The 24,364-nt window shown below is 41.0% G+C and carries 20 protein-coding genes and 1 tRNA gene; 7 read left to right on the top strand and 14 right to left on the bottom strand.

Features of this window, described 5'->3' with window-relative positions:
* The first annotated feature begins 424 nt into the window (after positions 1-424).
* The 5 genes from AAU57_RS01595 to hemF are packed head-to-tail and all read left to right on the top strand — an operon-like array spanning position 425 to position 5,158.
* Positions 425-1,087 (top strand): uroporphyrinogen-III synthase, encoded by a 663-nt coding sequence (locus tag AAU57_RS01595; RefSeq protein WP_055411253.1) that lies wholly within the window; start codon positions 425-427, stop codon positions 1,085-1,087.
* Positions 1,074-2,093, top strand: coding sequence for a uroporphyrinogen decarboxylase (gene hemE, locus AAU57_RS01590; RefSeq protein ID WP_055411252.1), 1,020 nt, complete (start codon positions 1,074-1,076; stop codon positions 2,091-2,093). Before AAU57_RS01595 ends, hemE begins: the two co-directional genes overlap by 14 nt.
* A gap of 1 nt (position 2,094) precedes the next feature.
* On the top strand, positions 2,095-3,438 hold the full coding sequence (locus tag AAU57_RS01585; protein WP_055411251.1) for a TrkH family potassium uptake protein: 1,344 nt from the start codon (positions 2,095-2,097) through the stop codon (positions 3,436-3,438).
* A gap of 1 nt (position 3,439) precedes the next feature.
* Positions 3,440-4,207: an EI24 domain-containing protein gene (locus AAU57_RS01580; protein WP_055411250.1), complete on the top strand. Its 768-nt coding sequence runs from the start codon at positions 3,440-3,442 to the stop codon at positions 4,205-4,207.
* Positions 4,208-4,246: 39 nt separating this feature from the next.
* On the top strand, positions 4,247-5,158 hold the full coding sequence (hemF, locus tag AAU57_RS01575; RefSeq protein ID WP_055411249.1) for an oxygen-dependent coproporphyrinogen oxidase: 912 nt from the start codon (positions 4,247-4,249) through the stop codon (positions 5,156-5,158).
* Between the two features lie 64 nt (positions 5,159-5,222).
* Here hemF and AAU57_RS01570 read toward each other — a convergent pair whose 3' ends face one another.
* From AAU57_RS01570 to AAU57_RS01560, 4 genes are all read right to left on the bottom strand, one after another.
* The gene (locus AAU57_RS01570; RefSeq protein WP_055411248.1) at positions 5,223-6,185 is read right to left on the bottom strand and encodes a hypothetical protein; all 963 of its coding nucleotides are present in this window, start codon (positions 6,183-6,185) and stop codon (positions 5,223-5,225) included.
* Between the two features lie 27 nt (positions 6,186-6,212).
* Positions 6,213-6,662, bottom strand: a complete 450-nt coding sequence (locus AAU57_RS01565) for a 6-pyruvoyl trahydropterin synthase family protein (RefSeq protein ID WP_055411247.1) — start codon at positions 6,660-6,662, stop codon at positions 6,213-6,215.
* The gene (locus AAU57_RS15275; protein WP_262491927.1) at positions 6,662-6,796 is read right to left on the bottom strand and encodes a hypothetical protein; all 135 of its coding nucleotides are present in this window, start codon (positions 6,794-6,796) and stop codon (positions 6,662-6,664) included. Before AAU57_RS15275 ends, AAU57_RS01565 begins: the two co-directional genes overlap by 1 nt.
* A gap of 186 nt (positions 6,797-6,982) precedes the next feature.
* Positions 6,983-8,317, bottom strand: coding sequence for an MATE family efflux transporter (locus AAU57_RS01560; protein ID WP_055411246.1), 1,335 nt, complete (start codon positions 8,315-8,317; stop codon positions 6,983-6,985).
* Positions 8,318-8,394: 77 nt separating this feature from the next.
* Here AAU57_RS01560 and AAU57_RS01555 point away from each other — a divergent pair.
* A tRNA-Ala gene (locus tag AAU57_RS01555) sits at positions 8,395-8,468 on the top strand.
* A gap of 72 nt (positions 8,469-8,540) precedes the next feature.
* Here the strand turns inward: AAU57_RS01555 and AAU57_RS01550 are convergent.
* The 5 genes from AAU57_RS01550 to AAU57_RS01530 form a co-directional block, all read right to left on the bottom strand.
* Positions 8,541-9,374 carry an alpha/beta hydrolase family protein gene (locus AAU57_RS01550; RefSeq protein WP_055411245.1) on the bottom strand — a complete coding sequence of 278 codons (834 nt, stop codon included), beginning with the start codon at positions 9,372-9,374 and terminating at the stop codon, positions 8,541-8,543.
* Positions 9,371-12,109, bottom strand: a complete 2,739-nt coding sequence (locus tag AAU57_RS01545) for a PD-(D/E)XK nuclease family protein (protein WP_055411244.1) — start codon at positions 12,107-12,109, stop codon at positions 9,371-9,373. Before AAU57_RS01545 ends, AAU57_RS01550 begins: the two co-directional genes overlap by 4 nt.
* A gap of 94 nt (positions 12,110-12,203) precedes the next feature.
* Positions 12,204-13,568, bottom strand: coding sequence for an OmpA family protein (locus tag AAU57_RS01540; protein WP_055411243.1), 1,365 nt, complete (start codon positions 13,566-13,568; stop codon positions 12,204-12,206).
* A gap of 109 nt (positions 13,569-13,677) precedes the next feature.
* Positions 13,678-14,877: a glycine C-acetyltransferase gene (gene kbl, locus AAU57_RS01535; RefSeq protein WP_055411242.1), complete on the bottom strand. Its 1,200-nt coding sequence runs from the start codon at positions 14,875-14,877 to the stop codon at positions 13,678-13,680.
* A gap of 42 nt (positions 14,878-14,919) precedes the next feature.
* Entirely contained in the window at positions 14,920-18,066 is a 3,147-nt protein-coding gene (locus AAU57_RS01530; protein ID WP_055411241.1) for a UvrD-helicase domain-containing protein, read from the bottom strand.
* A 249-nt stretch (positions 18,067-18,315) separates the two neighbouring features.
* On the opposite strand from AAU57_RS01530, the gene AAU57_RS01525 reads away from it, so the two are divergent.
* Positions 18,316-18,924: a superoxide dismutase gene (locus AAU57_RS01525; protein ID WP_055411240.1), complete on the top strand. Its 609-nt coding sequence runs from the start codon at positions 18,316-18,318 to the stop codon at positions 18,922-18,924.
* 59 nt (positions 18,925-18,983) lie between these two features.
* Here AAU57_RS01525 and AAU57_RS01520 read toward each other — a convergent pair whose 3' ends face one another.
* The 5 genes from AAU57_RS01520 to AAU57_RS01500 all read right to left on the bottom strand — a co-directional run bounded on the left by AAU57_RS01520 (position 18,984) and on the right by AAU57_RS01500 (position 24,300).
* Positions 18,984-19,385 carry a hypothetical protein gene (locus tag AAU57_RS01520; protein ID WP_055411239.1) on the bottom strand — a complete coding sequence of 134 codons (402 nt, stop codon included), beginning with the start codon at positions 19,383-19,385 and terminating at the stop codon, positions 18,984-18,986.
* An 18-nt stretch (positions 19,386-19,403) separates the two neighbouring features.
* Complete coding sequence (locus tag AAU57_RS01515; protein ID WP_055411238.1) at positions 19,404-21,302, bottom strand: amidophosphoribosyltransferase; 1,899 nt, start codon at positions 21,300-21,302, stop codon at positions 19,404-19,406.
* A 60-nt stretch (positions 21,303-21,362) separates the two neighbouring features.
* Complete coding sequence (locus tag AAU57_RS01510) at positions 21,363-22,283, bottom strand: PfkB family carbohydrate kinase (protein WP_055411237.1); 921 nt, start codon at positions 22,281-22,283, stop codon at positions 21,363-21,365.
* 67 nt (positions 22,284-22,350) lie between these two features.
* A complete protein-coding gene (locus AAU57_RS01505) occupies positions 22,351-23,025 on the bottom strand; it encodes an NAD(P)H-binding protein (RefSeq protein WP_055411236.1) in 675 nt (224 codons plus the stop codon).
* 15 nt (positions 23,026-23,040) lie between these two features.
* On the bottom strand, positions 23,041-24,300 hold the full coding sequence (locus AAU57_RS01500) for a redoxin domain-containing protein (RefSeq protein WP_055411235.1): 1,260 nt from the start codon (positions 24,298-24,300) through the stop codon (positions 23,041-23,043).
* Between the last annotated feature and the right edge of the window lie 64 nt (positions 24,301-24,364).

The raw sequence follows: 24,364 nt of genomic DNA, 5'->3' as shown, positions 1-24,364 counted from the left end.
CGCTTTTACTTAGTGTATATGCAACTAAACTAGGCGTTTAATACAGAATGTTCATATTTCAGTTGCGCCTATTATCCAATAGGCAATAGCTTTTCTTTTATTCCACACTAGTCTTGATCTTTTCTTCAAACCTTTAAAAACACTTATGTTCAAAAGGAATAACGAAGTAAATATCAGTACAACTAGAATTGGTTTTTACTGCTATCTAAATCTATAAAAATGTAGGAAAACATAACTATAGAAATATGGTCAGATTTTTAAAACCATTGGCCTAAGTCTTGAGAATTCCGCTATGGCTAAGACATAACAAGCCTGTGTTGTAAACTAGTTTCACAGGAAAAATCATACATACGCAACTGGTCTATGTTTGGTTTTATAAAAATTGTTGAATGATTGATTCGTAATTTTACTCCAACCTTGATACATGATCGCCACAATACTTTCTACTAAACGATTGACTTTACCGCAACAGCAATTGGTATTGCACAGCGGTATAGGATTAGTGCATTACGACATTCTCAAAACAGAAACCCTAAAGGTTGACCTGAGTTTAAATAACCTGGCACACGTCATTATCACCAGCAAGAACGCGTTGCGAGCTTTACAACCCTATCAGAAACAAGTGGATTCCGTTTATTGCGTTGGATCAAGTACAGCTCAAGCGCTTGAGAATATGAGTATCAAACCTCGAATTGTCGCAAGCAATGCGGCTGAATTAGCAATGCAGCTGATCTACACACTTCCTAATATGCAGTTCACCTATTTGTGTGGTGATCACCGCCGTGATGAGTTGCCAGACCTTTTTAAAAGCCATAAGATCACGTTAAAAGAGGTGATTGTTTATAAATCTGCCATCGTGCACAAAAGCTTTGATCGTATTTTTGCGGCAGTTTTGTTCTATAGTCCTCGTGGTGTTTACGCTTTCGCGAAAGCGAACAAACATCAACCCCAATGCTCCATTTGCATAGGCGAGACAACGGCAACGGCAGCGAGAGAAAAATTCTCTAACGTGCTGGTCGCCAAAAAACAAACCGTAGAAAACGTGCTGGTGACGGCCATAAAAAAATTGAGAGATGATAAAAAATGATTTGTTCCTACGTGCATTAAGAGGCGAGACCGTGGAAAGACCACCAGTATGGATGATGCGCCAGGCTGGAAGGTATCTGCCAGACTTTATGAAGCTTAAGGAGAAATATGATTTTTTTACCCGTTGCCAAACGCCAGAACTCGCGACCGAAATTACGGTCATGCCTATTGATCAAATAGGACCAGATGCCGCGATCTTGTTTTCTGATATTCTGGTGATTCCTCAAGCGATGAATATTGAGGTGCAAATGAAGCCAGGCGTTGGGCCATGGTTGCCCAATCCTATAAGGTCTGCCGCAGATCTAGATCGAGTAGTGGTTCCAGATGTAGCAGACTCCTTAAGCTATGTAATGGAAGCCATCGATATGACAAAGGATGCTCTTGCTAACCGAGTGCCTTTAATAGGTTTTGCAGGATCGCCATGGACTATTTTATGCTACTGTGTGCAGGGTCAAGGCAGTAAAAACTTTGACAAAGCCAAGGAGTTTTGCTTCACCCAGCCAGAAGCGGCTCATGAATTACTGCAGCGCATTACAGATACGACGATTGCTTATCTACATGAAAAAGTGAAACATGGTGTGAATGCCGTACAGGTTTTTGATTCATGGGGTGGCATGTTATCGCCAGTAGATTACCAAGAGTTTTCATGGAAATACATACAGCAAATTATCAACTCCTTGCGACCAGTCACTGAGGTTTTGGTTTTTGGAAAAGGGTGCTGGTTTGCCTTGAACGAAATGTCAAAAAGTGGCGCCGCGGCACTAGGTGTAGACTGGACTTGTAGTGCGCGCAATGCCCGCTATCTTTCTGGTGGGAACATCACCTTACAAGGTAATTTTGATCCTTCGAGATTATTCTCGCCGCCAGCGACGATCAAAAAAATGGTGAAGCAGATGATTGATGAATTTGGGAAGGATAAATACATTGCCAATCTAGGTCATGGAATCCTGCCTAACATACCCGTAGAAAACGCACAGGCATTTGTGGATGCCGTAAAGGAGTACTAATGTGAAGAATTACGTCAAGAAGTACTACAAGTTCCTGATTGGGCTAACACCACAACGCAATCTGGTGTATGGTTTCCTTCTTTATAACGTGATAGGAGCCTTGCTTCTTTGCTTGCCATTTTCAAGAAAGGGCGATGTTTCTTTTATTGACACGCTTTTCACCTCAACTTCTGCGATAAGTACCACTGGTTTGATGACCGTTGGGCTAACAGATCAGTTTACGGTTTTTGGTCAATTTGTAATCATGTTGTTGTTTCAGATAGGTGGTATTGGGTACATGACATTCACTACCTATATTCTTTTAAACACCAGTCACCATACGGCAAAATGGCGCGAACGTATCTTAAATGCCGCATTTGCAATACCTAAAACCATCCAGTTAAGACCGTTTCTTAAATCGGTTATTATTTTTACGATCCTGTTTGAAATCGTTGGGACAATTTTGTTTTACATAGGTTTCGCAGATCAAGAATGGGGTTTTTGGGAACGCTTGTGGAACAGCATTTTTCACAGTGTGAGTGCTTTTTGTACCGCTGGTTTTAGCTTGTTCAATTCTGGATTTGTCGATTTTGTGGACGATGGTCTCATCAATTTTACCGTTTCCTTTCTGGCAATAGCTGGTTCGTTGGGCTTCATCATATTTTCTGATTTCTATCTCAAATTTGCCCGTAAAAAGCATGAGGTAAGCTATACCTCAAAATTGATACTTTCGGGATTTTTGATTTTGCTTTCATTGGGTACGGTTGCCATGTATTTTACGGAGCCCAGTATCATGATTCTAGAAGGTAAAACCAGGTTCTACGCGTCGTTCTTCCAGTCTATGACGGCCATGACCACGGTAGGATTTAATACGATCGATAATGGAGTGATGATCTTACCGGTAACTATGATCACCATTCTGCTCATGTATATAGGCGCGTCACCATCGGGAACCTCTGGTGGTCTAAAGATTACAACACTCGTGGCAACGGTAGCCTACTTGCGCAGCAAACTTAAGAACTGCAAGGACTTCTTGTTTTTCAATACAAAAATTCCCAGCGGTAGGGTTGATGCTGCGGTATCGACCTTTATCTTTTATTTGATCGTGAGCTTTTTTGGAGTTTTGCTCCTGACATTTTCTGAGGCCGACACACTGGATCGTATTGCGTTTGAAGTTTTGTCTGCTTTGGGAACCGTAGGTTTGTCGATGGGAATCACGGGTGGCCTCACTTTTTTCGGGAAGTCTGTCATTATTTGTCTTATGTTTATAGGTAGGCTAGGTGTGTTGACTTTTGGGCTGGCTATAAGCAGAGCCTATGTTCCTGATGAGCAAGAAGCCGAAGAAGAGGAAGATATAGCAGTTTGATATGATCAAGAATATTTTCAAGGCACTTAAGGATTATGCGGGTAGCTTCAGGCTCATGTCGCAATTGGGTCTATGGAAATACTTTATGGTTCCCATGGCGATTAGCATTCTTTTTGCTGTCACGATAGGTTTTACCGCCTATGGCTTGTCAGATAATCTGGCCGGTCCACTTACTAAGTTGTGGATCTGGGAAACTGGTGCAGATGCCTTTTTCGCTTTCGCGGAAGTTCTTAGCGCGATCATTATTATCATTTTAGGCTTATTGGTATACAAACACTTTGTGATGGCCTTGAGCGCGCCATTCATGTCTCCAGTGTCAGAAAAGATTGAAAAACATCTGTATCCCGAAGTGTACGATGCCTCAAACTATAGAGACACTTCAAATGCTTCACAACTATCTCGCGGTATACGTATTAATATTCGTAATCTTTTTTATGAATTACTGCTTACCATTCCTCTATTGTTACTTAGTTTGATACCTGTTATAGGAATTCTATTTTGGGTTATTGGGTTTTTGGTGCAATCCTATTATGCCGGTTTTGGTAACATGGACTATACCTTAGAACGTCATTTTAAGTATAGAGCCAGCGTTGATTTTGTCAAAAATCATAGAGGTTGCGCCATAGGGAACGGCATCGTATTCAATGCTATGTTGTTGATCCCGATTATAGGAATCATTCTGGTGTTGCCTATATCTGTCACCGCAGCCAGCAAGACGACCCTAGAGCTCTTGCGCGGCCAAAAATTACTTGCAGATCAAGCCACATAGATCGTTGTATAAAGTAACTTTGCAAGCAGATTTTTTCTCATGGATTCTCAAAAAGACGCCTTTTATTCCTTTATTAAGGAACTTCAAAGCACCATCTCCTCTCAATTAGAAGAGCTGGATGGAAAAGCTCAATTCATTGAAGATGAATGGGTAAGAGAAGAAGGTGGCGGCGGTTTTTCTAGAGTTATACAAGATGGAGATGTTTTTGAAAAAGGCGGCGTCAATATAAGCGCTGTATATGGAGCATTGCCACCGGCCATGCAAAATTACTTTAACGTCCAAGATGCAGATTTCTATGCCACGGGAATCAGTCTTGTGATCCATCCGTTAAATCCTATGGTGCCTACCGTTCATGCAAACTTCAGGTATTTTGAAATGTATGATAAGCATGGTCAACTTGTTGACTGTTGGTTTGGTGGTGGGCTTGATCTAACACCATATTATTTATTTAAAGAAGATGCTCAACACTTTCATCAAGTTTGTAAAGAAGCCTGTGATCGCCATGAAGTTGCAGATTACCAACTTTTCAAGAAAAAATGTGATGAGTACTTCCATAATGCACATAGGAATGAAGCCCGCGGTATAGGCGGATTGTTTTATGATTATTGTCGCGCTAGCGATACTCTTACCATGAAAGATTGGTTAGACTTCCAGAAAGATATGGCATCCCATTTTTTGGATGCCTATGTGCCTATTGTAAAACGTCGAAAGGATCTTCCTTATACACCAGATCATCGTGAATGGCAAGAAATACGTCGTGGCCGTTATGTGGAATTCAATCTGGTTCACGATAAGGGTACTTTGTTTGGACTCAAAACAAACGGTCGTATAGAAAGTATTCTTATGAGTCTACCGCCAGCCGTACAATGGAAGTACGATCATCACCCAGAAGCTGATTCTAAAGAAGCAGAACTCGTTGAGGTATTGGAGAACCCACGTGATTGGGTCTAGGAGACTGAGTGAAGACCTGGCTAACAAGCATCAAAAACTAACTATTGTAATCTATTCCTCACAATTATTTTTCTGCACGCTTTTTCGCGACTCTCAAAATATTATTCTGAATATCTTTCATGATCCATTTTGCCCATAAACCAGCGTAAAAATCGAAAGTTGTATCTAATTCAAATTTGCTGTATAGATGCAATCTATTGATCCCGTTGGGTAATTGTTCTAATTCATAGGTGCCGTTTAGAACGTCAAAATATTCACCTCCTATAACAACATGCTCATCTAATGTGGTTGAGGGAATCTCGTGAGGATATGCTTTTATGGTAAAAACCATTTTTTCATTATCAATATATTCGGTAACGGTTTCGTGAAACACTAAACCATTTGTAAAAATTGTCTTACGGTAAGCTCCAACACCTTCAAAATTTAATTCGGCCTTGATAGGTCGTGGGAAACCTAGGGTTTTATTAAGGTAGCCAGTGTCCTCTGACGCTTCAATTTCAGAAACTTTAGTCACATTGTCCCAAATCTTTTCGATAGGCGCATCAATGTCAATGTAGGTATAGGCTTTGTATTCGCCTGGAATTGAATCGACCAGGCTTTCCATTGGGGCAATTAAGAATGGAAGTAAGAACAAAATTGAAATATTCAATTTGTCATTGCGCCATTGGCCTCTTAAATATCCACCAGCAAATCCACCAATGGTAGCCGCTAATAGAAATACCGGCAATATCATTAGCCAGCAAGCCCAACCCTCGATAGAAAACACCATGGTCACTAAGAGAAATAAAAATATAGGAATCCAAGGCGCAAAAATTCTGTATGCTACACTACTAGCTCTTGATTTTTCTGAAAGATATACTGTTAACGCACCCATTATTGTGGGAAGAACAAAAATAAATGTAGTTGACATCACTGAAAACAAATCACCAAAACCCTCGATTTTCATTCCGAATGAAAATCCTATGATCATTGCATAAATTAGAGGAATGCCAAATGCAATTATCAATGTCTTGAGTGTCTTGGTCATAAATCCGTGCAATTGTAACTAGAGCTTCTAATTATCACTCGCAAACCACTCTGCATAACTGGTTTCAGTTTCACGAAGGCGCAGGGAAAACAACTTGATGTTATCAGGTAGGCGACCAGCAATCTTTTTTGCAAAATCCTGAATCATCATTTCGCTAGTAGGTTGGTAGTCGGCGAGAATGACTTCATGGCCGCGGCTTTCCAGTTCCTTGGCAAGATCTACATGCGGTGAATTCTTGTTAAAAACCGTCGCATGATCAAAGGGATCCACGATTTCTTCTTTCACGATCTTTTTCAAATCACCAAAATCGATCACCATTCCATATTTTACATGATCAGCATCCATAATAGGTTGCCCTATAACGGTCACGGCAAGCTTATAACTGTGTCCATGCACATTGCGGCACTTGCCATCATACCCATATAGCGCGTGACCCGTTTCAAAAGTGAATTCCTTAGTAATGCGTACCGTTCCCATTATCGATTCTTAAAAAATTTCTTGTAAATAACCACGACGACCAGAATAATCCCTATCACAAGAAATATCCCAACGCCACCCATAAAACGGGACAGTTGGATAAACCAGTTTTCCTCTTGAAGTAGAACAAGCATGCCTATTAATTTGAAGCAAAGATACTATTTGTCCAGCACAGAGCTCGCGTTAGGGATAGAAGTGAAAATCCTTTTTGTGGGTGCGCAGTATCCCAAAAAGATTGCAACGTATAGCCCGACCTCGAGCAACGAGGTAACGCCCATGAAAATATTGATGAGGAGAATATTCGCTTTCGCGAAAGTCGATCACATCATCCTTGCCAGTCTATTTCTAAATTTGAGGTGTAGAAAAACCGCTCTGCCTATCATCCAGGCAAAGAACGCCAACCAGATGGCTTTGAGTTCAAAGCCAAAATAATCCAGCAGCAGCAATACAGGGACGAAGACAGCCACCGTCACTAAAAGAAGCAAGTTGCGCAGATACGGCGCCTCGCCCCAACCTTTAAAAATACCATCGTAAACAAAAGCCACGGCATTGATGGGCTGCATAAGCAAGATGATAAAAAAGGTATTGACAAACAGCAAATCGACTTGTGGATCGTCTGTAAACCAACCGCCAATCAAGTTATAGAACAAAGCGCAGATCAAGGCAAGAACTACCGAAACACCTATGCCAAAGGTGTTGGTTTTAAGCGCCAGATACCGTAGCGACTCGCGATCGCCAGCGCCCAATAGCTTGCCGCCTATGGCGTTTCCTGCATTTGCAAAACCATCTATGAAGAAGGAAAAGAACAGCCAGATATTCATTAAGATGGCATGAGTAGCGGCCTCTTCCACGCCATAACCGTTAGCGTACCGGTAGGAAAGGTAGATGCAGATGTTGATCGCCAGTGTACGTAAAAAGAAATTTACCGTGAGTTTAATATGCTGCCCCAACAGCGCGTGCGGTTTCCAACGTTGTATGAAAAGCGTAAATGGCGTGTTTTTGAAAAAATAAAAAAGGGCTATAAGGAGCATTGTGGATTGGGCAGCTAGACTGGCAAGAGCAGCGCCAGTGAGGCCCAAGCCGTCCAACCAGCCATCAACTCCATATACCAGCAAGTAGTCCAAGGCCACGTTGACAACCGCGCCAGAGATGCTGGCAATCATCGCCCAACTGGTGTTTTGTAAACCTCGAAAGATTCCAAAAATAGCAAATGCACTAAGTGTTAATGGAAAGCCCAGCGCGCGTATCTGGTAATAAGACGCGGTCAACTCTAGAACCTCACCTTTAGCTTTATATAAATCAAATATAAATGTCGCCAGTGGTGCCGTCACCGCGTAAATGACCAATCCCATCAAGATGTTGATCCATATGACTTGAGGAATAAGATCGTTGATTTTGTCCAGGGATTTGTTACCCAAGGCTTTTGAAACGATGCTGGAAATAGACGTTTTGGTTTGTGCCAGTGTCCAGATCACCGTGCTTAAAAATGCACCGGCAAGGCCAACGGCAGCAAGAGCGTCCACGCTGTCACCTTCCATATTTCCAATGATCGCGATGTCTGTGATGCTTATGACGGGTTCTGCTATTCCTGCAATAATCGCTGGAAAGGCGAGTTTGAGAATATAATTGGTAGAAATATTGATGCTGGATTTCACGTTGCAAACTTAGCAGTTATGAATTTGATTTATCGTTATGAAATGATGGGAAAGTGTATATTTGCCGTCTAAATTTTGGGGGATTAGCTCATTTGGCTAGAGCGCTTGCCTGGCAGGCAAGAGGTGACCGGTTCGAATCCGGTATTCTCCACAGAAAAACAAAACGCAACCTTTTAGGGTTGCGTTTTTTGTTAAGGCTAGAGAGCTTCTTTGTTTGTAAAGATCAATTACTCCTTAAAAAATTGATGGTGCATTGCACGACTTGTCTCAAGTCTTTAGGCATCAAATCTTGTTCCCATGGATGGGACGCTCCAAAAACGTGGTCTGCACCTCGTATCAAACTTAGTTGAGCATGTCTGCTTCTATCTCGCAAACGATAGGCATCGTTGACGTTTACAGTTGGATCCTGCGTTCCATGCACGATTAAGTGTGGTATGCTCAAACGTGAGGCGGCATCCAGAATATGTAGTTCCTTCTCATTTTGTTTAAAATCTGTATAAAGCTGGTAATTGAAAGGCATATCTTGATGGGTACGTCCGTTTTTTACATAATAAACGCCGTCCTGCTCCCATTTTTCTAGCTCGTCGTCTTTTGGAAATCGCTCTTCATAATCTGCCACACCAGCAAGTGTCACCAGACGTTTGATGCGGTCGTCTTTGGACGCCGAAATCGTCGTGATCCCACCAGCTCTGGAATGACCTATAAGATTGATTTCATTACGATCTATCGGTAAATCAGATGTTTCTAACCAGTCCAGCACACTTTGCAGATCTCTCAGCTCCAGGCTGTAATTATTGTTTCCAAAAGCTTCTAGATCTGGAAAATCGATGGGCTGTTCAGGAGTACCGCCATTATGAGAGAAGTTAAATTTGATGAATAGGAAGTTCGCTTTCGCGAAAGCGGAACCCATTAAATCCCATGCGCCCCAATCTTTAAAGCCTTTCAACCCATGACAAAAAATGACTACAGGTAAGTCGGTGCCTTGGTCTTTATACTCATAATCTAGAAGAATTACTTTGCCGTTCTCTGATGCTATCTGGATGTTATCCTTTTTCATACTTCTTTCTCAGTTAAAGGTGTTGTAGGGTCAAATAACTCTTTGATCAAGGCAATGAGTTGTTTTTCAAACTGGTCTAAAATGTTCTGGTCAATTTCTTGAGGCTGATAGCTGCGACCGTTTTTTATCCCAAACGGAATAAAACCTTCGCCAAAGTTTTTGAAGCTTATGATTCCAGCCTGCAAGGTATCTACAGGATGATTTTTTGCGTACAGATAGGCATACATCAATACTTGAAATGCCTTGGATTTTTCATAATCCTGGATCATGACTTCATAACCGTCTTCTTCAATACCAACGTTGCCTTTTGAAACGCTGCCGGTTTTATAATCTATGATTCTAAGAACGCCATCAATCATGTCCACTCGATCAACTTTACCATGCAGTGTTACGAGGCCTATTTCTGGTAATTCTATTGTTGTTGAGAGATCCTGCTCCACGCTCTTGATGACAAATTCGCTGGATTTCTCTACCGTTGTTTTATCCAGAGCAATCATTTTTTTGATGTAGTGGTGCGATACCTCATAAATGATCTTGTTTTTACCCAAAGGATTGGATGTAGAATTATAACATCCTTTATAGGCCAGATCCAGCTCGGTCTTGATTTGACTTTCTATTTTTTTGAAATCCTCAAGAACTAAAATTTGATTCTGATAAGGCTGATACAATTTATCCAGTGCCTCATGTATGATGGATCCCATGGTGTTGAGAGCGATGTCTTCTTCCACATCTTCCAGGTCTGAAATCCTAAGAATCTTGTTAGAGAAGAAATCTATGGGATTACGTACATAGCTGGTTAATGCAGATGGTGAGAATCCCTTTGAGGCTATTTCTTTAAGTCGTTCAAAATAAATAGGTTCTTTGATGATTTCCAGCAGTTCCTTATTAATTGCATTTACTTTATGAAAGTAATTCGTGTGTGTTACCTGGTGATGCGTGTTCTCATCACGCTCCAGCTGTAGCAGGAATCTGCTTTTCTCACCACCACCTAAATTGTCAGACTCTGCATTATAGATAAACGTTGCATTATCGCAGCGGTGTAATAGACGGTAAAAGTGGTAGGCATAGACACTATCTTTTTCAGTATAGGTAGGCAGGTCAAAAGCCCTTTTCATTTCATGAGGTATGTAAGAACCAAAGGACTTGCCTGCCGGTAGCGTTCCCTCATTTACTGATAGCATCAATATATTCTTGTAATCAAGAGCTCGTGTTTCCAGCAGACCCATAATCTGTAATCCTTGAACGGGTTCTCCTATAAAATCCAGTTTTTTAAGTGGCAATAGTTGTTGTAACAAATACAGATAGGTTCGCAGATCATTGATTCCAGAATTATTACGCACTAGATCTTTTAGCTCGTCGACCACTTCAACCATTCCTAATAATTGCTCTAGCTCGAGCCTGCTATTTTCGGTTTTGGTGAGTACCTTTTTCAACTCAACCAATATGTCATTGGTGAGATCTAGAATTTGTTTAGGTTGTTCAAGTTCTACAAGGATCTTGTTGATGAACGGATATTCCTCTTTTTCAAAATCGGTTTTCTGTACTTGAATAAGATTATACTCTCTGATCTTTTGAAGCGCCTTAACTGACTGTGCAGGTGCTACAAGGTTAGCAAAGGAAGACTCCAAAAGACTCGTTAGATTTTTGTAATAGAAAATTCCATCCGTAGCTTCTTTGTGGAGCTTAAAAAGATCGGTAAAAAATGAGCTTATAGGCAGCTGGTCCAGACTCAATCCCATGGTGACATTGAAGGCATCCACATTATCGGGCAAAGCGCTTAGTAGTGGCAGCAGCAACTGTTCATCTGCCAGGATCACGGCAGTGTCGAGTAATTCGCTAGATTCTAACTGCGAGAGGTATTTTCTCGCTGCCTGAACCATCCCTAGGTTTCCCGTAGCACTAATAATCTCGATACTTTTAGAATCCCTATAGCAAGACCCTATAATCTCAAGCTCTCGATTCTTGTAATAGTTCCAATTTGTCTGATGACTCCTTATAAATTTGCCAGCTTCATGAAACTTGTTTTCCAAAAAATAATGGTCGGTATCCCAATATATCATCGCTTGATCTTGTTCCAGAAGCTTCTGGATGATTTCAGATTCGGCAGTATTTAATGCGTTGAGACCTAAAAAAACGATAGGATTGTATGTATGGTTGGATGTGGATGAAGATTTCGCTTTCGCGAAAGCGAACCTATATGCCATTCCTTGATAGGCGACTTGGTTTTGTTGCAAAACATCACGTAGGGATTCATAATAGCGATAGAGTTTTTTCCAAAAATCAAGGTATTGGGTGACCATTTGGGTAGGATTAGCATCCAGCGACCAATGGCGATCTGTATCCAAGGCCTTGAAATTGCCCAGGTATCCAAAGAATTGTTGTGGATCAACAAGGTATCGATCCACTTCATTGAAATCTTTTAGAATGGTAGGCGCCCAACCTATAAATGCGTCAAAGCTGTCTCTGTGATCCTCTGGCTCTACATTGCAATAAGCTTGATAAAAAAAGGGAAGTATATCTAGGTCTGACAGTATGTTCAACCCTGAAAGTTGTTGAATATAATCTTCTATACTCAACGTTATGGGAGCCAAAATAGGCACCTCATGCCTGCTTGCTATTTCTTTATTAAGAAATAATCCTACCCTGCGACTGGGAACAATGTATTGAATCGTCTTTAGATCAAACCCTTTGCTGGCTAGACTGTCTAGAATGGTACTAATGAAAGTTTCCTGCATGAAAGATTTTTACACTATCTAAAAATAAGGCATAAAAAAACGCCATCTGTGGAGATGGCGTTTCTATTTTAAGATACTTAAATCTTCTTAAAAATTACTTTTTCAAGTTGATTTCAGTACGTCTGTTTTGTTGTCTTCCAGCTGCAGTGCTGTTAGTTGCGATAGGCTTAGACTCACCAAAACCTTCTGCAGACAATCTATCTGGATCAATACCACCATTTACTAGGTATCTAAGTACAGAATTAGCTCTTTCTTCAGAAAGCTTCTGGTTGTAAGCTTCAGAACCTTGGCTATCTGTGTGACCATCGATAGAGAATTCAGCTTCTGGATACTTTTTCAAGATATCGATGATATCAGATAAAGTTTGAGCAGATTGCGCTTGAATATCAGATTTGTTCAATTCGAACAAGATCGTTTTAGCATATGCGTTCAATTGCTCTTGCTCTTTTACAGTTGGTACTGCTGGACGTGGACATCCTTGAAGTTCAGCTATACCAGCTTCGTTAGGACATTTATCATCTTTGTCAGAGATTCCATCACCATCAGAGTCAGGACAGCCGTTGAATTTGGCAAGACCAGCTTCATTTGGACACTCATCATCACCATCAGCTATTCCATCACCGTCAGAGTCAGGACAACCCATTAAAGCAACTAAACCAGGAGTTTCTGGACATTTGTCATCTTTGTCAAGAACAGAGTCACCATCAGAATCAGGACAACCGTTAGTTTCAGCTGGACCAAATACATATGGACACTCATCTTCACTGTCTTTGATACCATCATTATCAGAGTCTGGACAACCGTTGAATTGCTCTAAACCCGGAGTTTCTGGGCATTCATCTTGGCTATCTGGAATTCCATCACCGTCAGTATCCACAGCGCCCCAAGCAAATTTCAATCCGACAAAATGTTGGAAATGTTTAGGATTGTCATCTTCAAATGCATGCTTATAAGTTGTTTGAATATTTGCATATAAATTTTGTGCAACTTTAATATCAAATCCAAAAGTACCATTGAAAGTTCCGAAAGAAAGATCATCAACAAATTGATAAGATCCACCGATACCTAAATAGGGATTAAAAAGATCGCTACCGTTGTAGATCTCTCTAAGGTTATATCTCAACCCACCATCAATACTTACGTAGGTGTCATCTGGAACATTCATATCACCTACTTGATCTATTGTGTTTACCGATCCTGCCAAAGTGGTAACTATCCCGTCACCAACATAGTAGCCTACTTCTACACGACTAGGTGCTGTAACAAAGTTATAATGATTGGTGTTAAAAAATTCGTCAAAATAGCCTCCTAATCCTTGGTCTTCTTCACCAACTGGATATAGATCAATGGCATTCACACCTAATGCGACAGACCAACGGTTGGTCTCGTCTTGAGCTTGAACCAACGATGCAGACAAAAGCAAAGCGCTGGCAAAAAAGAGTTTAATAAAGTTTTTCATGTTGGGTTTTTTAGATTTACAACGACGCAAAATTAATTCGTTCCCTGTCATTTACAAGGCTTAAACAATAAAATTATCCTAATACCGCAAGTATGTGCTGAATTAAATGTTAATTTTTGATAATTCCTAAGGATTCACCCACGTTTTTAAATGCTTTGATAGCTTTATCTAAATGTTTTTGCGAATGTGCTGCACTCAACTGCACTCGTATACGTGCTTTACCCTTCGGAACTACAGGAAAGAAGAAACCTATTACATAAATACCTTCCTCTAGAAGCATATCTGCCATTTGCTGTGATAGTTTAGCATCGTACAACATTACAGGGACAATGGCACTTTCTCCATCTATAATATCAAAGCCAAGTTCCTGCATTCCTTTTTTAAAGTAAGCTGTATTTGATTGAACCTTCTCTATAAGATCTGTGCTGGTGTCAATCAACTCCAGCGCTTTGATGGATGCACCAACAATAGACGGTGCTAACGAATTAGAAAACAAATAAGGCCTAGAACGCTGACGCAATATTTCGATGACTTCTTTTTTGGCACATGTGTAACCGCCCATGGCTCCACCTAAAGCTTTACCTAAAGTTCCTGTAACGATATCTATACGTTCCAAAACGCCTTTCGCCTCCAAAGAACCTCGGCCTGTATCGCCTAGAAATCCAGCAGCGTGGCATTCATCTACCATGACCAAAGCGTCATATTTATCGGCTAGGTCGCATATTTTATCTAACGGAGCTAAAACCCCATCCATGGAAAAGACACCATCGGTAACAATAATTTTATGTCTTGCGCCATCTTCATTCGCTTGTTGGAGCTGCTTTTCTAAGTCCGCCATATCTGCGCTGGCGTACCTGTAGCGCATCGCTTTACACAAACGAACGCCATCAATAATGGAAGCGTGATTTAATGAATCTGATATAATGGCGTCCTCTTTACCCAGCAATGGTTCAAAAACTCCACCGTTGGCATCAAAACATGCAGCATATAAAATGGTGTCTTCCATTCCATAGAATTCCGCAAGCTTTTGTTCCAATTCTTTATGGATGTCTTGAGTTCCACATATGAAACGAACGGAGCTCATACCAAAACCATGAGAATCCAACGTGTCTTTTGCAGCCTGGATCACTTCTGGATGTGAGCTTAAGCCCAAATAATTATTGGCACAAAAATTTATAACCTCGCTACCATCATCTAAGGTAATTACAGCATCTTGGGCAGATGTTATGATGCGTTCCTTTTTATAAAGTCCAGCATCTTTTATTTCTTCCAGTTCCTTTTTGAGATATTCTCCTATTGCTCCGTACATAGTGTGTTTTCGTTTTACACAAAGGTAAGAACTCTGTAGGATCTAGTCCCATTGTACGATATGGAGATCGTCTGTATAGATCAATATCTTTTCCTTGATGTGATAACCCATTTGAGATAACAAATCTGCATATCGATTTACTTGGGTAATATGTTTGGGATTTTCTGCGCCGGTTTTGTAATCCATCACGGTGACGTATTTATCTTCAAAGACAAGGCGGTCTGGGATAGATGTGCTACCAGTGTTGCTCAAAATTGCTCTTTCATTGATAGCCTCGACATTCGGTAGATAATACTGAGCAATCTCTGGCAGATTTACAATTTGCTGGATCTTTTCAAATAAGCTTTTACCAGCGTTGTCATCTAGGGAACGATCTAGGTCAATAGCTATTTTGACTTTATCCAAATCCTCAACATTTTGAATCATAGACAGGTAATCATGCAGTTGGGTACCAGCATCAATAGCTTGAATGGCGTCGCTTGCCCATAACATTCCTTTTCTGGTAGCAATATCGATGCGTTTTGTTCTGGAGCTGACAAAGTAGTCATCCATAAGAATACTGGCCGTAGTTTCTTTAGGCTTTGAAACTCTAACTGGATTCCCATGATTAGCCGATTTAAAATCGGTTTGCTGCTGTAGCGTCCAGTTGGATTTCTCCACAAACTCCATCAGTACTTTACTATAATTATTCTTTTCCTTCGGGTTCTCAAAACAGCTTATGTACAATTGCTCCTTAGCTCTTGTAAAAGCTACATATAAGGTATTGATTTGATCCATTTGCGCCTTGGCTAGTTGCTCGCTATACATCAATGGTGCAGGTCCTGGATAGAGCAGGCATTCCTTTTTTAAGGAAATGTATAAATTTTCAAATCCAGAATAATTTTCGGGAGCAACAGGCATCCAACCGGTCGCGTCTCGCATTTCTTCCAGTAAGACGTCGCAATAGGGAACGATCACCACAGGAAATTCCAAACCCTTGGATTTGTGGATCGTCATGATCTGTATGGCGCTGGGATCTTCTGCCGCCGGTACGCTCAAGCTACCTTGTTTGTTTTCCCATGATTCCAAAAAACTGGATGCGGTCTTGTCATAGCCGGTACCAAATTCAAAAACATGTTCCAGGAAAGCCTGCAGCCTCATGTCGTGATCTTCAAACAATCCCAATGCTGCCGCTGCTTTTTCTGTGGCTTGAAATAAGGGCGCTTTCGCGAAAGCGAGATAGACATCATCTGCATCCTCTAACAATGTCTTGGTCAACTCATCAATGGCCTTATCAAGATTTTCTTTTATAAACTGATGCAGCAGGGTTTTCTCTTTCAAAATCGCATGGTGCAGCAAAAATTCATAGCGCGGCTGTTGCTGTTCTGGATAGAGGCACATGCGCATAAACTGGACGAGCAGCTGTACGCGTGGCGATGCAGCGACCAACAAACTATCTGCAGAAACCACGCTCATGTCCTGACGGACCAGATACCGCGCGATCTCATCACCTTGTTTCTTTTTCCTTACTAAAACACAGATCTCGCTGGGTCCAAAACCGCTGGCAAGAGCCTGGTCAATCTGCCGTTTTACATGAATAGGATAGATGCTGTTCAATTCTGGATCGTCCTCTAGATCTTGATTTCCATTGCTATCCAGAAAGTCGATTTGCACATAACCGCCGATTTTTGGATTAGGCTCTTGATGTAGGTAATTGAGGTATAAATCCTGATACAATTCGCTCTTCAAATAGCTCCCATAATGTTCAAAAAGCTGATTGTTGAACTTGATGATGGTGTCATAACTGCGCCAGTTGGTATCCAGTGTCTCGTTGCGTTTTTCCTGGAGGAATAATTGACCACTGCCCAAAATTCCCAAAAACTGATCTGCATCGCCACCACGCCAGCGGTAGATGGACTGTTTTGCATCACCTACCAGCATGAGGCTACCTTTAGTACCATCATCACGCAATTGCACTAACGGATTCTCAATCAACGGCATCAGGTTTTCCCATTGCATCTTGCTGGTATCCTGAAATTCATCAATGAAGTAATGCCGGTAGCGCTCGCCCAAACGCTCATATATAAATGGCGCCGGCTGGTCCTTGACCTGTTTGGAAAGGATGCCGTTAAATTCATAGATGGGAACGATTTGCTCTTCTTGTTTGATCCTGTCAATTTCATGCATCAACTCATTTAGCAATGATAGCGCGGTGATGGATGACAGCGCATTTTGATGCAATGCAATAGTTCCAGAGTTTTGCTGGAAGGTCTTTATCAAATCTACCAAGTCATTTTGTACGGCATCAATGGTAGCTTGATTGGAAGCGCTCGTGGTACCAGCAATAGAATCGGTTAGGGCTTTTTCTAGATATTTTTGTTGCCCATTTGCCGGGATATTTCCAGTGGCGATCTTTTGAATCCAGCCGTAGATGCCGCGTGATTTTCCCGTAAAATCATCTTGAGTAAGCCCGTTAGAGGTGTAATAATCAATAAGCTTCTTTGCTTTCGCGATAAGATCAGCTTCTGCAGTTTTTATGTTGGACCGCAGTTGTGTGCGCAGCTGCAGAAAGTCTGCAATGGATTTTTCCTTGAGTTGTTCCAGATAGTTGTAATGGGACTCACTCAATATAAGTCCGGCAATATTGTGCAGGTCGTACTCAATATCCCAACTCTTGCCGTCGTCAATTTTTGACAGTGAGAAATCCACCAGCAAATCGGTAAGTTGTTTTTCCTTTCCAGCTCTCGCCAGTAGGTTGTGAATGGCTTTGGAAATCAACCTGCTGCTGTCCAGCTCGATTTCAAAGCCATCTGGTAATTCTACCTCACGCGCAAAGGTGCGCAGGATCCTGTGATTGAAACTATCGATGGTCACAATGTCAAAAGCCGCATAGTCGTGCAGCAGTTTCTGCTCGATTTTTGTTGCCTTATTGATGATGCCGGCGTTGTCCAGTCCAGTTTCTGCCTTGATATGGTCTCGTATGGGAATGAGATCCTCAAGGATTTCAGGTTTGGTTAATTCGTTCAGGTTTTCCAGGATGCGCTGCTTCATTTCTGCCACCGCCTTGTTGGTAAAAGTGATCGCAAGGATCTCGCGGTAGCCGTTGTGAAATGCGCTTTTAAATAGCAGCGTCAGGTAATCTCTCGCCAGTGTGTAGGTTTTTCCAGATCCTGCGCTTGCACTATAAAAAGTGGTGGGTTGATGTGCCATGCTCAAAGTTAGGACAACCATTGATATTAGTGGGCTTTCTTTTTTGGGAGATCTCGCTTTCGCGAAAGCGAACCCAACATCAAAACCCTGCTATAAAACTAGCTTATCAATAGGTGACAATTCCTACGATTGCTTTTAGCTGAATTAGCGGTCCATCTTTAAGTATATTATAACACCAGCGATTTTATTACAGCGCGTTCCTACACTAACTTTATAGTTCAAAGAATTACTAACTAAAAACTTATTATAATGGCTTTTGAATTACCGAAGTTAGATTATGCATATGATGCATTAGAACCACATATAGATGCTAAAACAATGGAAATACACCATACAAAGCATCACCAAGGATATACCGATAAATTGAACGCTGCGATTGAAGGCACCGATCATGAAGGGAAAACCATAGAGAATATCTTGAGCAATCTGGATATGAAAAATAAAGCAGTACGTAACAATGGTGGTGGATATTACAACCACAAATTGTTCTGGAATATCATGTCACCTAATGGTGGCGGCGAGCCTACTGGAGATCTTGCTAAGGCAATTGATTCTGCTTTTGGAAGCTATGCCGATTTTAAAACAAAATTCTCTGAAACTGCCAAAGGACAATTTGGTTCTGGATGGGCATTTTTATGTGTGCATGAAGGCGGAAAAGTAGAGGTTTGTGGATGTCCTAATCAAGACAATCCATTGATGCCAGATACTGGCTGCGGTGGAACGCCAATTCTAGGATTGGATGTATGGGAACATGCTTACTACCTTAACTACCAAAACAGAAGACCAGACTATGTTGAAGCATTCTTTAACGTGATCAACTGGGAAGAAGTTTCTAAACTATACGCGCAGAACAAATAATCTGTAGCTTATTAAAATCTAAAAATCCCTTCAACGTGAGTTGAAGGGATTTTTTTGTATTACGATTTCGTGAATGAATTTTTTATCAAATTGGCATCAACGACAATTATTAGTTTTTTACTACTACTTTTATTGGCTTTAGTAAAGAGATCAGACTTACATTTGGTTGTTGCGCAATAATATTCTATCTGTCCTAATTTGACAGATATTGTATCTACAACCTCATCTTTGTATGAATATGTAAACTGTTCATTCCATCTGGCACCGAAACCAAGAATTATTTCAGCCTTTCTCAAAGGTTCTATATCTATTGTATATGGCTCGTAAGTTTTGTTTTGATAAGAAATTTTGACTTGAGCTTTTAGAGGGAAGTCGTTTTGAACCTCAATACTTCCTGGTGTGTCACAGCTAGTTAGAGTTATAACTAATGTAGCGATAATAAAATTCTTTACGTATGTCATAGACATCTTATTACATTATCAATAAGCCCGTTCATCATTGCCTTCATAGAAATTGATGAAGGCGCGATTTACAACACGGTTGCCACCATCTGTGGGGTAATCGCCGGTAAAGTACCAGTCACCAAGGTTTTTGGGACAGGCTTTGTGTAGATCCTCTACTTTTTGGTATACGATCTCGACTTTGGCGTTGAGGTCATCGTCAGAAAGTAATTCTGCGATTTTATCAGATATTTCCTCGTCGGTAAACGGTGCGTAGAATTCCTGTACATAATTCTTTACATCACGGTCTTCATATTCCAGTTGGGTTTTGCACTTCTCATAGATCTCATCGATGATTTTTTCAGTGCCTCGATCTTTGTGTAAATGCAGTGCCGCTTGAAATGCGATTAATCCTTCCAGTCTTGCCATGTCTATACCATAGCAGTCTGGATAGCGTATTTGTGGCGCGCTGGAAACGACTACAATACTTTTTGGGTTGAGTCGGTCCATCATTTTCAAGATGGATTTTTTAAGCGTGGTGCCACGTACGATGGAGTCATCGATGATGACTAGATGATCTGTTGGTTTCACGACGCCATAAGTGACATCATACACGTGCGCTACAAGATCGTCCCGTGAAGAATCTTCTGTGATGAAGGTTCTCAATTTGGCATCTTTGATTGCAATCTTTTCGGTTCTCAGCTTTCGCGAAAGCGTCTTCTCAACCTGCTCTGCAGTGAGGTTTCCTTCACCTGCAATGATCGCGTCTCTTTTTTGCTCGTTCAAGACCTGGTGTGCGGCTTCTATCATCCCATAGAAGGATGTTTCTGCCGTATTCGGAATATAGGAGAACACAGAATTGTCGATGTCATTATCGATCTTTTCCATGATCTTAGGAAAAAGTAGTCTACCCAGCATCTTACGTTCCTGGTAAATCTCTGCATCGCTACCACGTGAGAAATAGATGCGCTCAAAAGAACAGGCCTTGCGCTCCAGCGGCTCGCTAATCTGCTCTAGAGAAACGGTCCCGTTTTTCTTGATGATAATGGCTTTACCTGGATCCAGCTCGTTTACGTCCTCAAACTTTGCATTGAAAGCGGTTTGGATCACCGGTCGTTCACTGGCTACGACCACGACTTCGTCATCCTTGTAATAATAGGCAGGACGTATTCCTGCTGGATCGCGCAATAAAAACGCATCACCATGGCCCATCAAACCGCCCATGGCATAACCGCCATCCCAATCGCGAGCACTCTTGCGCAGGATTTTAGCAACATTGATTTCCTCGGCGATTTTAGGTGAGGCCTCCATTTTAGAAAGGCCAGAGTTTTTAAATTTCTTATATAATTTGCGCACCTCATTATCCTGAAAATGGCCCACTTTTTCCATGACCGTCACGGTGTCTGCCATGTCTTTAGGATGTTGACCTAATTCCACCAGCTTATTGAAAAGCTTGAATACATTAGTCATATTGAAGTTTCCCGCCATGATCAGGTTGCGGTGCATCCAGTTGTTTTGACGCAAGAACGGATGTACAGATTCAATGGAATTTTTTCCAAATGTTCCATAGCGCACGTGACCCATAAGAAGCTCACCTACATAAGGAATACTTGTTTTTTGAGCAGCAACATTATCCTTCAATTTAGGATTTGCAGCCATTTCATCATTGATGCGATTATTGATTTGATCAAAAATATCCTGAATGGGTTGTGCGGCATTACTGCGCACTCTGGAGATGTATCGCTGCCCAGGTTTTACGTCCAGTTTGATGCTGGCAAAACCAGCGCCGTCCTGACCGCGGTTGTGCTGCTTTTCCATCATAAGGTACATCTTGTTGATACCGTAAAATGCGGTACCGTACTTTTCCTTATAAAATTCCAGCGGCTTCAATAACCTGATTAGGGCAATACCGCATTCATGTTTTAACTGGTCACTCATATCATTTCAAGGGCAAAAGAATGAATAAAAAAAGCCCGAGAGTTTCCCGGGCGTTATGTTTTAGTTGTTTATTTCAAATTTAGTGAGCGCTTTAAACTGCTCTAGTCGTTTGCTTATTTCATCGTTCGTGACCGTTTGCATTCTCTCGGTACCAAATTTTTCTACGGCAAAAGACGCAAAATTAGATCCATAGATAATCGCACGTTTCATATTCTCAAAACTATAGTCACGGCTGGAAGCTAGAAAGCCTGCAAAACCACCGGCAAAAGTATCTCCAGCACCAGTAGGATCAAAAACTTCTTCTAACGGTAACGCTGGTGCAAAGAAGATTTCATCATTATGAAACAGCAATGCTCCATGCTCTCCTTTTTTGATCACCACATATTTGGGACCCATTTCATGGATCTTTTTAGCTGCAGTGACCAGACTGTATTCGCCAGACAATTGTCTCGCTTCTTCATCATTTATGGTAATGACATCAACTTTGGCAATGACTTCTTTCAATAGGTCCAATGCACTATCCATCCAGAAATTCATGGTATCCAAAATATGCAAATCAGCATCTTTTGTTTGTTCGATGACGCCTAATTGTACTGCTGGGTGCAAATTCCCTAACATGACTACATTGGCGTCCTTGAAATGTTCTGGTACGATAGGATTGAAGTCAGCAAGAACATTAAGCTCAGTGGCAAGTGTGTCGCGCGTGTTCATGTCGTTGTGGTATTTACCACTCCAGAAAAAGGTCTTGCCATCTGTAACGATCTCGATGCCTTCTATGTTCATGCCACGGTCTTGCAACATGGTAAGGTAGTTTTCTGGAAAATCACCACCTACGACGCTTACCAGTCCAACTTCAGCATTAAAATGTGATGCAGCCAGTCCTATAAAGGTCGCGGCGCCACCTAGAATTTTATCGGTTTTGCCAAAGGGTGTTTCAATGGCATCAAATGCAACAGTTCCTACTACTACCAACTTACTCATGAAGATCAATTTTGATGCAAAAATACGCCATTTAGTTGGCAATATTTCATGCTGGAATCATAAGGATTTATGACTTCTTGGTCACGATTTCCTTCAACTCGTCACTTTCAATTCTGGACTTGGAGTAACCGTTAACGGCGATTTCAATCATCGCTTGTGAGATCACCGCAGGCTCAATGGTTCTATATTTTTTGAGACCGCCCACCAGTAATGGGTCGATGAATTGTTGAAATCTTTTCCAAAGGCTTTCAAACGTGCGCTTCTCTTCTCGCTTACCACCTATAAGTGCCGGCTGGACAAAATAGGCTTGTTCAAAACCCAGTTGCTCCAGGTCGCGCTCCATCTCGCCTTTTCCTTTGTTATAAGAGAACCTGCTATCTGGATCTGCACCTAGAGCCGATATGGCTACCATAGTAGCAACACCATTCTTAAGTGCCACGCGAGCCACCGTGAGCGGTAGATCATGCTCGATGCGATAGTACTGTTTTGGATCTGGCGTTTTGGCTTTGGTCGTACCAGTGCAGATAAACAAATGATCGCCTTTTAAGTGATGCTCATAGGTAACAGGATCGAAAAGATCTGCCTCAAAATTCAGTAGTTTGGGATGCTCTTTTTGAACTCGCTTTCGCGAAAGCGTAATCACCACATCATACCTGCTATCGTCCAGCAACTGTTCTAATAATGCAGATCCAGTAAGTCCAGTGGCGCCTATGATAACGGCCTTTAATCCTTGTTTTTTCATCTGGGTAGGTGCGTATTAAAGAAGTCTAAGTTCTAATTCTTGTTTGACTTGTTCAGCCGTAGGATTTTTTGCTATAATTATTCCTGTTTTGTCAATTAAAAACATACCGCCGCCACCATGGTCGACTCCGTATTTGTGCCAAATAGAATTTTTTTTGTCTAGCTCCACTAAATTAAGCCAAGGCCATTTCTCTCTATTAAGAAACTTTTTCAAGTTATTTGTATTTTCATATTCTCCAGCAACACCAATTATGTTGAAGCCTTGATCCTTAAATTCTTCATAGATAGGAATCATTGTCTTCGTTTTTGCGATACATGGTCCGCACCATGTTGCCCACAGATCCAGTAGTATGATCTCACCATTCATTTTATCAGATAAGGTTATCTCGTTTCCAAATAAGTCAGGTGCAGTAAAATCCGTGTATTTTGAACCAACTCTTGCGTTATCAATTGCTTCGACTAAACTGGTTGCTAAATCGTTATATGGATGGTTTGGATTTCTTTCTGAAAGTAGCTTGATTGTATTTCTAGCAGCGTAAACATCGATTTCTTCTTTTTCAAAAATCAAACTTTCAAATAATAGAAAATAACCGACAACATTCAGCTGGTTATCAATATACTCTTGTTGGAATTTTCTTTGTTCCTCCCTAATTTTCTCTAACTGATCATTCAATTTCTGTGCTGGTTCCGTATAAAAATTGCCAGACTCTCTCAAACTATCAATCTGCTGGTAAATTGGAACTTTTTCATCTTGATTTGTAGCATTTCTTAGTGCTGAGTATAAGAATTTTGCACTATCACTTTCATCAAGGCCGTTTTTTTTTAAAACACTCAAGCTATCTTTCAAAGGCTTAGTCTTGTGGTCAAAACGAAAGGATAATCCTTGTTTATAATTTTTATATTCTTCGTTTAGCGTGCCTCCATCAATTTCATTCTGATCAAATTTTTCCTCATCGTATATAGTGAGATTGATTTTTTCATTCTCTAAAAAAACAGGCATTGTTCTAAATATGCCATCTTCGACACTTTCTTTAAAAGCTATATTCATTTCTTGAGGATATTCAAGAGTGTCTACATACAAGAACTTACCTTCTACGATTGGGATTTCGATAAGAGAATCACGGTAAACGTCTTGATTAGGGCTGATTAAAATAATCGTTTCATATTCAGCGTCCACGACCCGACCAGACAATTGTAGATATTTTACTTCATCTTTTGTGCAATTGATAAAAAATATGCACGAAGCTAAAAGCGTTAATTTTGAGAGGTTAGTCATAATTTTGCAAATTCAATTATTCCTTGATCTAACCACAATATACGCATAGTAGCTAAACTTAAGC

The organism is Nonlabens sp. YIK11, assembly GCF_001413925.1.
In the GTDB taxonomy this organism is placed as follows: Bacteria; Bacteroidota; Bacteroidia; order Flavobacteriales; family Flavobacteriaceae; genus Nonlabens.
Note: the sequence above shows the minus strand (reverse complement) of the source record. Positions and strands in the feature narration are given on the sequence as shown.